Raw genomic sequence first — 9,888 nt, 5'->3', positions numbered from 1 at the left:
CGTCTGTGAACTCAACATCGATCAACCGGAACATGGATGTACGTTTGTATAGTTGACGATCCCGAACCGGCAGCTCAGTCTGCCGGTTCTCTTTTTTGTCGCGGGGGTGATCGATGGCTTTCTTCGAAGTTGACGGACAGGCGCTTCACTACATTGATCAAGGCACAGGCCCGGCGGTGTTGCTGGCCGGCAGTTACCTGTGGGACCAGGCCATGTGGGCGCCGCAGATCGCTGCGCTGTCGCCGCACTATCGGGTGATTGCACTGGATCTGTGGGGGCACGGCGAATCCGGTCGCTTGCCTGAAGGCACCGCTTCGCTGGACGACATCGCCCGTCAGGCACTGGCGTTGCTCGATCATCTGGACATCGATCGGGTGACACTGGTCGGGCTGTCGGTCGGCGGCATGTGGGGCGTGCGTCTGGCGTTGTCGGCGCCGCAGCGGCTCAACGGTCTGGTGCTGATGGACACTTACGTAGGCGTCGAGCCGGAGCCGACTCGCCAGTACTATTTCTCGCTGTTCAAACAGATCGAGGAAAGCGGCGGGATCTCCGAGCAACTGCTGGATATCGTGGTGCCGATCTTTTTCCGCCCGGACATCGATCGAGAGTCGGCGCTGTATCAGGATTTCCGCGCAAAACTCGCCGGCTATTCGGCCGAACGCCTGCGCGACAGCATCGTGCCGATGGGGCGCATCACCTTTGGCCGTGACGATCTGTTGCCGCGTCTGGGCGAACTGAATGCGGCCACCACGCTGGTGGTCTGCGGCGATCAGGACAAACCACGCCCGCCGTCGGAAGCACGGGAAATGGCTGAGCTGATTGGCTGTCCGTGTGTGCTGGTGCCGGAGGCGGGGCATATCTCCAATCTGGAGAATCCGGAGTTTGTGACCGACACGCTGCTGAAGTTTCTGGCTGAGCGGAAGTAACGAAAACGCCCACGCATTGCGTGGGCGTTTTTTTATTTCGGGCCGAGAATCTTCGCCAGTTTGTCCGGCGTCGGCGCGCCTTGCTGTTGTTGCAGTTCGCCCTTGTCGTCCATGTAGAAGATCGCCGGGGTGGCCTGCAAGTCCAGGTCTTCCATCAACTGCATGTTCGCCGCGAGTTTGGTCTGCACGGCGACCGGAATGTCCTTCAAGGCCTTGAGGGTGCTGGCCTTGCCGGCCTTCTCATGATCCTCCAGGGCCTTGCTCGGGTCTTTGGCGGCGAGCAGGGCGGCGGATTTGGCCGGGCTGTCTTCGCGGATGATGCCGACCATGATGTGCCGCAACTGCACCTTGCCGGCCTTGACCCATGGACGGGCCTGTTCCCAGAACATGTTGCAGTACGGGCAGTTCGGGTCGCTGAACAGATACACCGTGCGCGGCGCATCCTTGTTGCCGTCCTGAATCCAGTTGCTTGCTTCGAACTTGGCCCAGACTTCCTTGGCCATCGGCGCGTAGACCAGTTTTTGCAGCGGCGCGCTGCTCAGGTCATTGCCGTCGGCGTCGTACAGGTTGCCCAGCAGCACATGCTTGCCGTCCGGCGTCAGGTACAGCGCCATGCCGCGGTTCTGGTATTGCGCGGCGTAACCGCGCAAGCCGTCCGGCGCGTCGAACTGGCCGACGATTTTCGCGCCCTTGGCTTCGATCTTCTTGATCGCTTCAGGCAGTTCTTCGGCGGCCTGGACCGACGGCAAGTGCAGCAGGGCTGCGCTCATGGTCAGTGTCAGCAGGTGGCGGAGGCGGGGCATGGCAGTTTCCTTGAAGAAGAGGTGGCCGGGTTCGGACTGGAAGCCGGGGTATCGAAGTTTTCCAGGGCGCGGGCCAGGCTGGCGTTCGACAACTCGCCCAGATGGCTGCCCAGCAGGCGACCGTCCGGGCTATAGAACAGGGTAGTCGGCAGGGCCATGGAGCCCACGGCCTGGCCGAGACGTCCGCTGCGGTCGAACAGCACGTTGTTCAGGCTCAGGCCCTGGGTTTCGAGAAAAGTCGCAACGCTTTGCATGCTTTCGGCCTGGTTGACGAACAGGAACGTCAGGTCCGGGCGTTGTTGCTGGGCGTTTTCCAGCACCGGCATTTCCCGTCGGCACGGCGGGCACCAGGTGGCCCACAGATTGATCACCAGCGGCCCGCCCTGATAGTCGGTGAGTTTCACGGTTTCCCCGGCGGCGTTGCGCAGGGTGATGTCCGGCAGGCGTGTGCCTTGCTCGTAGATGTTCAGCGACAGGGTCGCCAGCACCCAGAACGCCACGCCGCTGACCACGCCGAAGCCCAGCGGTCGACGCAAACCCGGCCGGCGCCAGCCGCGATACAGCGCCGCCAGCAACAGCACGATCACCCCCGGCCAGGCGAGAAAACCGCCGTCGCGCAAGTCGATGATCTGCCAGAGATCGTTGCGATAGTGCCCCCAGTACATGGCGACAAACGCCATGCGCGCCGCCAGCATGCCGAGCAGAAACAGGCTGAACAGCGCCGACTCGGGGTTGTCACCGCCGCGCTTGGCCACCCGCCAGCCGACGAAGGTCGCCAGCGCCAGCGCGCTGATCAGCAGCAGGTGGTTGAGTGCGATGGCAAAGGTGCCGAGGGTGAAGGTCAGCATTAACGGGCGTCTCGGGTGGTGGTCCAGCGTTGCAGGAAAGTATCGGCATCGACCTCGCCGGTGATGCGCTGGCTGCGGCGCTCTTCGCCGTCGGCGCCGATCCACACGAAACTCGGTGGCCCCGGCACTTTATAACGGCCGAGCAGTTCGCGGCTGGCGGCATTGTCGGCGGTCACGTCGAGTCGGAGCAAGCGCACATCGCTCAGGGCCTGCATCACCCGCGCCTGGCCGAACACCTGTTTCTCCATGACTTTGCACGACGTGCACCAGTCGGCGTAGTAATCGAGCAGCACCCACTGGCCCTGCGCTTTGGCGGTGTCGAGCTCGCGTTGCAGGGCGCCCGGATCCTTGATCGTCGTGAAGGCTTCGTGGCCGCTGGGCGCCGCAGATCCGACACGGCCGGCGCTGTACACCTGCAACGGCTGATACGGATCGTCACTGCCACCCGCCGCACCGACCACCAACAGACTGCCCCACAAGCCCAGTAACAGCGAACCGGCACCGAACAACTGTGCCACGCGACCGAAGCCTTCTGACTGTTTCCAGGCACTGTAAGCGGCGATCAACAGCAGCGCGCCGCACAGACCCAGCCACAGCGACGGATCCAGCACCGGACGCAGCATCAGCAGCGCGGTGGCGAGGAACAGGAAACCGAACACGCCCTTGAGCAGGTTCATCCACGCGCCGGGTTTGGGCAGGAAGCGATTGCCGACGGTTACCAGCAACAATAGCGGTACGCCGATGCCGATCCCGAGGGCAAACAGAATCAGACCGCCGTGCAGCGCGTTGCCACTTTGCGCGATGTAAAGCAGGGCGCCCGCCAGCGGTGCGGTCATGCATGGGCCGACCAGCAGACCGGACAACGCGCCCAGTACGCCCGCGCCGACCAGACTGCCACCGCGTTGACTGCGCGAGGCATGTTCCAGTCGATCCCGCAGGGCCACCGGCAATTGCAGCTCGAAGAAGCCGAACATCGGCAGCGCCAGAACCACAAATACGGCCGCAAAAGTCCCGAGCAACCAAGGGTTCTGCAACCACGCCTGCAGGTTCGCCCCCAGCAGCGCAGCGATGACGCCCATCGCCGCATACACCAGCGCCATGCAAACCACATAACTGCCGGCCAGCGCGAAACCGCGACGCGGCGTGGCGCCGCTGCCGACTACCATGCCGGCCAGAATCGGCAGCATCGGCAATGAGCATGGAGCAAAGGCCAGCAGCAGACCGAGGCCGAAGAACACCAGCAGACTCCAGCCCAGCGAGTGCTGTTGCAGACCGCTGGCCAGTGCCTGATCCGGCGCTTCATCTGTCGTTGCTGCGGCTTTGCCGCCGAGGTCGATCACTCGGGTTTGTGGCGGATAGCAAAGGCCGGCGTCGGCGCAGCCCTGATAGCTGACCTTTATCTGGCCCGTGGCGGCTGCGGGAATCTTCAGTTCCAGACCCTGACGATAAACCGGCTGTTCGCCGAAATACTCGTCGCTGTGGGATTCGCCCTCCGGCAGGGCCGGGACGTTTTGTGTCGCCAGCCCATCGAACTTCAGACGCTTCTGGTACAGGTAATAACCGTCGGCGATTTGCCAGAACAGCTGGGTCTCACCGGAATCCAGACGCTCAGAGGTCAGTACGAATGCCTTGTCGACCGGCAGGAACTCCGGTTTTGACGCAAAGGGATCATTCCCTGCCTGAGCCAGACTCGAAATCAACAGTGCAAACAATAGAAAAAAATGACGCATGGAGGAGCCTTGTCCCTGTGCAATTGAGGGGCACAATGGGCGGCGGCGATTAACCGGTGATTAACCGGGTATATCCATGCGTCAAACCTGCGAGACGCTGCAGTATTGCAAACGAATGATGGAGTCAGAGACCCCGTGTCAGCCCGGCGAATGTACCGCTCACGTTGTGCACACCACCCTCGACTCGGCCTTTCTGCATGTTGTAAACCACGAACTGGTCATTGGTCAGGAAGATATACCAGAGGTTGTCGCTAAAGGTCGGATCAATCTGAGCCGCGGTAACAAGGCGATCTTTATAAAGTTCAAGTCCGGGCAGTACTGCTGTTGGATGGTGATTTACTTTTCGCGTTACAGTATCCAGCGTCAAGTGGGTCCCGTCATTCAACAAGAAGCGAAACAGATTTTTGTACCCGATGGCTTCCAGCCAAGTACCGGCAACGATTCTGTCGAAGTAGGGCAGGATCGGCGTCCACAGGGAGTTGGAAAGATTGTAAAAGGCATCAGCCTTTCCGGTGTCCTGGTTATAGGCGCAAACCATCGGGCGATCACCATTGTAAAAGAATAACCAGACAATATCCTTGTCGCCCGCCTGGGTCTGGGTGAAGCCGAACCGCAGATGCTTGGCATAGGCATCGAACCCTTCCCAGTGCCCCTTGATCGGTTTTGGATATTCGCCGGGTACTTCTTCGTCGCCATTGTTGTAGCAGGAAAATGTTTCAGTATCTTTGAAGAAAAAGTAAATCCGGTCAGGGCCGGAGCGCCAGTCGATAGCAACAAAGTTGTTGAGTTTGGACATTTGATAGTTCCTTGGAATAGATAATTGGTTGTTCGGTGTTGTAGTAAGTGTGGTGTTTGTATGTTCTGCAGTTGAAGGTTAACGTGATAAATAACTTTTGCGCACTGATTATGTGATTGCCATTTGTGTCGCTTTGAACTTGATAAGTTATTGTCTGTTGGTTTTTAGTTGTCATCGCGATAATCGCTATTGAGAAAACCATTGCCCGCAGTCGTATACATCGGGATCATGCTTTTCCTTGGCGCGGGCAGTGTCCATAATTGCCGCTTAATCCTCTCCTGCTTGAATCGCGTTTTTTCTCATGGAGCTCCCATGCACGTACTGGTTTGCGAAGACGATGAGTTGATCGCCAGCGGGATCGTCGCCGGGCTGACGGCGCAAGGCCTGACGGTCGAGCACGTCAACACCGCCTCCAAGGCGCGGGCGATTCTCAAGGTTGCCCAGTTCGACGTGATGGTGCTCGATCTCGGCCTGCCGGACGAAGATGGCCTCAAACTGCTGCAGCAACTGCGCCAGCAGGGCCTGGAGATTCCGGTACTGATCCTTACCGCGCGGGACTCGGTCACCGACCGTGTCGACGGTTTGCAGTCCGGTGCCGATGACTATCTGCTTAAGCCTTTCGATCTGCGCGAATTGTTCGCGCGTCTGCAAACCCTGCTGCGCCGGGTAGCCGGGCGCAGTGTCAACCTGATCGAACACGGTGCGCTGACCTACGACCCGAGCAGTCGTGAAACCACGCTGGCGGGCCGTCCGGTGGACCTGTCCCGTCGTGAACAATCCCTGCTGCAAGCCTTGCTGCACAACCGTGGCCGGGTGCTGTCCACCGAGCAATTGAAGGACAGCGTCTACGGTTTCAACGATGAGCTGGAGAGCAACGCGCTCAACGTGCACATCCATCACCTGCGCAGCAAACTTGGCAAGGGCATCGTCGAAACTGTACGGGGTCTGGGTTATCGCCTGGGCCCGGCCGATGGTGGAGAATCTGACAAGTGATGAGTCTGCGCCTGCGTCTGAGCCTGACCCTCGGCGCCGCGTTCGCGCTGATCTGGGCCCTGGCGGCCGCCTGGATGCTCAGCGACCTGCGTAACCAGATGATGTTTTCCCTCGACCAGCGCCTGGTGGCGTCGGCGCGGATGGTCGCCGGATTGCTGGAACAATTGCCGGCCATCCCGAGCAAAGGCGAAGGCACTCACTTCAGCGCCGAGCAACTGAACATTCCCGGCGGCATGGCCTGTCAGGTCAGCTCGTTGCGCGGGGAAATTCTTGCCCGCAGCCACAACAATCCGGAACAGGCGCTGGAAGCGCAGAAAATGGGTTTCCACGATCAGATGATCGATGGCGCGCCTTGGCGCAGCTTCACCCTGGCTCGGGGCGATGTGCGAATTACCACTGCCGACCGGGTCATCGAGCGCGAAGCCCTGAACATGTCGATCCTGCTGGCGGCCTCGGTGCCGGTGGGCGTGGCGCTGCTCGGCTGCCTGTGCCTGTTGTGGCTGGGGATCGGTCAGGGCCTGGCGCCGCTCAATCGCTTGCGTGAAGCCTTGATGCGTCGCAACGCGGATTCGCTCGAACCTTTGCAGTTGCAGTCATTCCCCAGCGAATTGAAACCGCTGCTCGAAACCCAGAATCAGTTGTTCCAGCGCATCGGCAAGACCATCGAACGCGAACGTCGCCTGACCGGCGATGCCGCCCATGAACTGCGCAGCCCGCTGACGGCGATCAAGACCCACCTGCAAGTGGCGCGCATGACCGAAGGCAGTGCCCGCGATCAGTCCCTGGCCCGGGCCGAGGAGGGCGCCGACCGCCTGCACCGGACCCTTGAGCAATTGCTGTTGCTGGCGCGGGTCGAGGGCAGTCTGTCGTTCGACGACGGTGTGCAGTGCAGCGCCGAAGAGGTGGCGAAACTGGCGATTCAGGATTCGGCCAGTGACCAGCGCCAGCGCATCAAGCTGCACCTGCCTGAGCGATTGTCCGATGCGCCCCTGCAAATGCCGGCGGTGCTGTCGATCGCGGCTCTGCGTAATCTGTTGGACAACGCCCTGCGCCACACGCCGACCGACGGCGCGGTGGAGTTGAGCCTGGAAACCATCGCCAATCGTGTGCGTTTCGTAGTGCGCGATCACGGGCCGGGCATTGCCCCGGACGATCTGCAACATCTGACCCAGCGCTTCTGGCGCAACGGCCAGAGCACCGGCTGCGGATTGGGGCTGGCGATTGTCCAGGCCATCGTTCAACGCTGCGCCTGCACCCTGCATTTCGACAGCCGCCCGGATGGTTTGCGGGTCGAGCTGACCATGCCGCTGCAACCGGTCTGAAAGGTTGCCAGGCACATCAAATGTAACCTCTCTCCATTAGTCATCCGCCGGCCGCGACGTTATTGTCGCCCCAGCCTTTGACTCAATGGATTGAGGGAAACAGCGCCATGGAAGCACCTATCCACATCTGTCCCGCCACACCCGCCGACGCCGGCATCATCAGCCGGATTCTCGAGCGCTCGATCCGTGTCGGTTGCGCGCTCGATCATCGCAACGATCCCCAACTGGTCGACCGCTGGGTTCGCCGACAATCGGCGGAACACATCAGCGGCTGGCTCGCCGATCCGCATCTCTATCTGAATATCGCGCTTCTTCACGATAAGCCGGTCGGGGTCGGCATGGCCGCCGCCAATGGCGAGATCACGTTTTGTCATGTGCAGCCGGAGTGGTTTCGCCGGGGCGCGGGCCGCGCGCTGGTGGGCGATCTCGAGGGTTGGCTGAGGATTCGCGGCCGGCCTTGCGTCACGCTCGCCAGCACGCGAACCGGCGAGGCGTTCTACCGGCGCCTGGGGTATCGCGAAGCGGCGTCTGCCTTCACGCATCACGGCGTTTTGAGCCTGCCGATGCACAAGCCGCTGGCATTGTCGGCCTGACATTCGATCAAGGGTGTAAATCCTCGACACGCTGGTGCGTTTCCAGAACAGGAAAACCTGCATGTGCGCCCCGCGACCGGAACGCGCACCTGCCCGGTGTGCAGTTTTGGTCACTATCCATAGCGTATTGAGGGGTCGAGAGATGTCAGTCGCCACCAGCCTTATTGAAGAGTCGTCGGCCCGGATCGCCTCCGCGCCGGCTGAAACGCTGTATCAGTTCAATGAATCACCATTGCTTGCCCGGCAGAGCCAGCAGGAATCCAATGCCCGCAGCTACCCGCGCCGAATTCCGCTGGCACTGAAGCGCGCCAAGGGCCTGTACGTCGAAGACGTCGAAGGCCGTACCTTCATCGATTGCCTGGCCGGTGCCGGCACTCTGGCGCTGGGGCATAACCACCCGGTGGTGATCGAGGCGATCCAGCAGGTGCTGGCCGATGAGCTGCCGCTGCACACCCTGGACCTGACCACGCCGGTGAAAGACCAATTCGTTCAGGACCTGTTCGGCCTGCTGCCTCCAGCATTGGCCAAGGAAGCGAAAATCCAGTTCTGCGGCCCGACCGGCACCGACGCCGTGGAAGCTGCGCTGAAACTGGTGCGCACCGCCACCGGGCGCAGCACCGTACTGTCGTTTTCCGGCGGTTACCACGGCATGAGCCAGGGCGCCTTGAGTCTGATGGGCAGCCTCGGTCCGAAGAAACCGTTGGGCGCATTGCTCAGCACCGGCGTGCAATTCATGCCGTTCCCGTACGACTACCGCTGCCCGTTCGGCCTCGGTGGCGCGGCGGGTGTGAAGGCCAACCTGAGTTACCTGGAAAACCTGCTCAATGATCCCGAGGCCGGCGTGCAATTGCCGGCCGCAGTCATCGTTGAAGCGGTGCAGGGCGAGGGCGGTGTGATCCCGGCGGACATCGAGTGGCTACGCGGTCTGCGCCGCATCACCGAGAAGGTTGGCGTAGCGTTGATCATCGACGAAATCCAGAGCGGTTTCGCCCGTACCGGCAAGATGTTTGCCTTCGAACACGCCGGCATCACCCCGGACGTGGTGGTGCTGTCCAAAGCCATCGGCGGCAGCCTGCCGCTGGCCGTGGTGGTTTATCGCGACTGGCTCGACACCTGGCAGCCGGGCGCCCACGCCGGTACGTTCCGTGGCAATCAGATGGCGATGGCCGCCGGCTCTGCCGTGATGCGTTACCTGGTCGAGCACAAGGTCTGCGAACACGCCGCTGCGATGGGCGAACGCCTGAGCGAGCACTTGCACATCCTGCAGCGCGACTTCCCGCAACTGGGCGACATTCGTGGTCGTGGCCTGATGCTCGGTGTCGAACTGGTCGATCCGAACGGTACGCCGGACGCACTCGGCCATCCACCGGCGTTTGCGCGTCTGGCGCCGCTGGTTCAGCGCGAATGCCTCAAGCGTGGCCTGATTCTGGAGCTGGGCGGTCGGCATGGTGCGGTGGTGCGATTCCTGCCGCCGCTGGTGATCACCGCCGCGGAAATCGACCGCGTCGCCGAGATCTTCGGCCGTGCGTTGAGCGCCGCGACCGCCGGCCTGTAAATTTTTCGCCGCGTCGAACGTTCTTTCTACATACCCGGCTGCACCCGTCGTGCAGCCCACCCTTACAGCGATGGAGACACAGCATGACTTCAGTATTCGACCGCGAGGACATCCTCTTTCAAGTCGTGGTCAACCACGAAGAGCAGTACTCGATCTGGCCTGATTACAAGGCCGTGCCGGAAGGTTGGCGCACCGTCGGCAAGAGTGGCCTGAAAAAGGAATGTCTGGCCTACATCGAAGAAGTCTGGACCGACATGCGCCCGCTGAGCCTGCGTCAGAAGATGGAAGCGCAAGCGGCTGCACAGTAAGTCTTCAGGCAAAA

Annotated in this window: 10 protein-coding genes; 6 read left to right on the top strand and 4 right to left on the bottom strand. The window is 61.4% G+C overall.

What is annotated here, in order from left to right; genetic code table 11:
* Nucleotides 1–113 precede the first annotated feature (113 nt).
* On the top strand, nt 114–926 hold the full coding sequence (locus L6D82_RS13450; protein WP_236189566.1) for an alpha/beta fold hydrolase: 813 nt from the start codon (nt 114–116) through the stop codon (nt 924–926).
* 32 nt (nt 927–958) lie between these two features.
* Here the strand turns inward: L6D82_RS13450 and dsbG are convergent, their stop codons facing one another.
* The 4 genes from dsbG to L6D82_RS13430 all read right to left on the bottom strand — a co-directional run bounded on the left by dsbG (nt 959) and on the right by L6D82_RS13430 (nt 5,103).
* A complete protein-coding gene (gene dsbG, locus L6D82_RS13445) occupies nt 959–1,729 on the bottom strand; it encodes a thiol:disulfide interchange protein DsbG (RefSeq protein ID WP_007955786.1) in 771 nt (256 codons plus the stop codon).
* Nucleotides 1,705–2,577 (bottom strand): TlpA disulfide reductase family protein, encoded by an 873-nt coding sequence (locus tag L6D82_RS13440; RefSeq protein ID WP_064378572.1) that lies wholly within the window; start codon nt 2,575–2,577, stop codon nt 1,705–1,707. The genes dsbG and L6D82_RS13440 overlap by 25 nt, the downstream gene beginning before the upstream one ends.
* Nucleotides 2,577–4,307, bottom strand: coding sequence for a protein-disulfide reductase DsbD (gene dsbD, locus L6D82_RS13435; protein ID WP_102686436.1), 1,731 nt, complete (start codon nt 4,305–4,307; stop codon nt 2,577–2,579). The genes L6D82_RS13440 and dsbD overlap by 1 nt, the downstream gene beginning before the upstream one ends.
* 124 nt (nt 4,308–4,431) lie before the next feature.
* Nucleotides 4,432–5,103, bottom strand: a complete 672-nt coding sequence (locus tag L6D82_RS13430; protein WP_085744932.1) for a hypothetical protein — start codon at nt 5,101–5,103, stop codon at nt 4,432–4,434.
* A gap of 312 nt (nt 5,104–5,415) precedes the next feature.
* Between L6D82_RS13430 and L6D82_RS13425 the strand changes: the two genes are divergently transcribed.
* The 5 genes from L6D82_RS13425 to L6D82_RS13405 all read left to right on the top strand — a co-directional run bounded on the left by L6D82_RS13425 (nt 5,416) and on the right by L6D82_RS13405 (nt 9,874).
* Nucleotides 5,416–6,096, top strand: coding sequence for a response regulator (locus L6D82_RS13425; protein WP_236189556.1), 681 nt, complete (start codon nt 5,416–5,418; stop codon nt 6,094–6,096).
* Nucleotides 6,096–7,418 (top strand): ATP-binding protein, encoded by a 1,323-nt coding sequence (locus tag L6D82_RS13420; RefSeq protein ID WP_236189548.1) that lies wholly within the window; start codon nt 6,096–6,098, stop codon nt 7,416–7,418. Before L6D82_RS13425 ends, L6D82_RS13420 begins: the two co-directional genes overlap by 1 nt.
* Before the next feature lie 107 nt (nt 7,419–7,525).
* A complete protein-coding gene (locus L6D82_RS13415; RefSeq protein WP_085744930.1) occupies nt 7,526–8,011 on the top strand; it encodes a GNAT family N-acetyltransferase in 486 nt (161 codons plus the stop codon).
* A 142-nt stretch (nt 8,012–8,153) separates the two neighbouring features.
* Nucleotides 8,154–9,566: an aspartate aminotransferase family protein gene (locus L6D82_RS13410; protein ID WP_102686433.1), complete on the top strand. Its 1,413-nt coding sequence runs from the start codon at nt 8,154–8,156 to the stop codon at nt 9,564–9,566.
* A gap of 83 nt (nt 9,567–9,649) precedes the next feature.
* A complete protein-coding gene (locus L6D82_RS13405) occupies nt 9,650–9,874 on the top strand; it encodes an MbtH family protein (RefSeq protein WP_007917715.1) in 225 nt (74 codons plus the stop codon).
* Nucleotides 9,875–9,888 lie beyond the last annotated feature (14 nt).

It is taken from the genome of Pseudomonas paraglycinae, from assembly GCF_021601625.1.
GTDB lineage: Bacteria > Pseudomonadota > Gammaproteobacteria > Pseudomonadales > Pseudomonadaceae > Aquipseudomonas > Aquipseudomonas paraglycinae.
The sequence above is the reverse complement of the archived record's forward strand: the minus strand, read 5'-3'. Positions and strand labels throughout refer to the sequence as shown.

Bases quoted from the DNA above. Each gene is read 5' to 3' on its own strand.
- L6D82_RS13450 (WP_236189566.1), top strand. From the start codon at position 114: ATGGCTTTCTTCGAAGTTGACGGACAGGCGCTTCACTACATTGATCAA.
- dsbG (WP_007955786.1), bottom strand. From the start codon at position 1,729: ATGCCCCGCCTCCGCCACCTGCTGACACTGACCATGAGCGCAGCCCTG.
- L6D82_RS13440 (WP_064378572.1), bottom strand. From the start codon at position 2,577: ATGCTGACCTTCACCCTCGGCACCTTTGCCATCGCACTCAACCACCTG.
- dsbD (WP_102686436.1), bottom strand. From the start codon at position 4,307: ATGCGTCATTTTTTTCTATTGTTTGCACTGTTGATTTCGAGTCTGGCT.
- L6D82_RS13430 (WP_085744932.1), bottom strand. From the start codon at position 5,103: ATGTCCAAACTCAACAACTTTGTTGCTATCGACTGGCGCTCCGGCCCT.
- L6D82_RS13425 (WP_236189556.1), top strand. From the start codon at position 5,416: ATGCACGTACTGGTTTGCGAAGACGATGAGTTGATCGCCAGCGGGATC.
- L6D82_RS13420 (WP_236189548.1), top strand. From the start codon at position 6,096: ATGAGTCTGCGCCTGCGTCTGAGCCTGACCCTCGGCGCCGCGTTCGCG.
- L6D82_RS13415 (WP_085744930.1), top strand. From the start codon at position 7,526: ATGGAAGCACCTATCCACATCTGTCCCGCCACACCCGCCGACGCCGGC.
- L6D82_RS13410 (WP_102686433.1), top strand. From the start codon at position 8,154: ATGTCAGTCGCCACCAGCCTTATTGAAGAGTCGTCGGCCCGGATCGCC.
- L6D82_RS13405 (WP_007917715.1), top strand. From the start codon at position 9,650: ATGACTTCAGTATTCGACCGCGAGGACATCCTCTTTCAAGTCGTGGTC.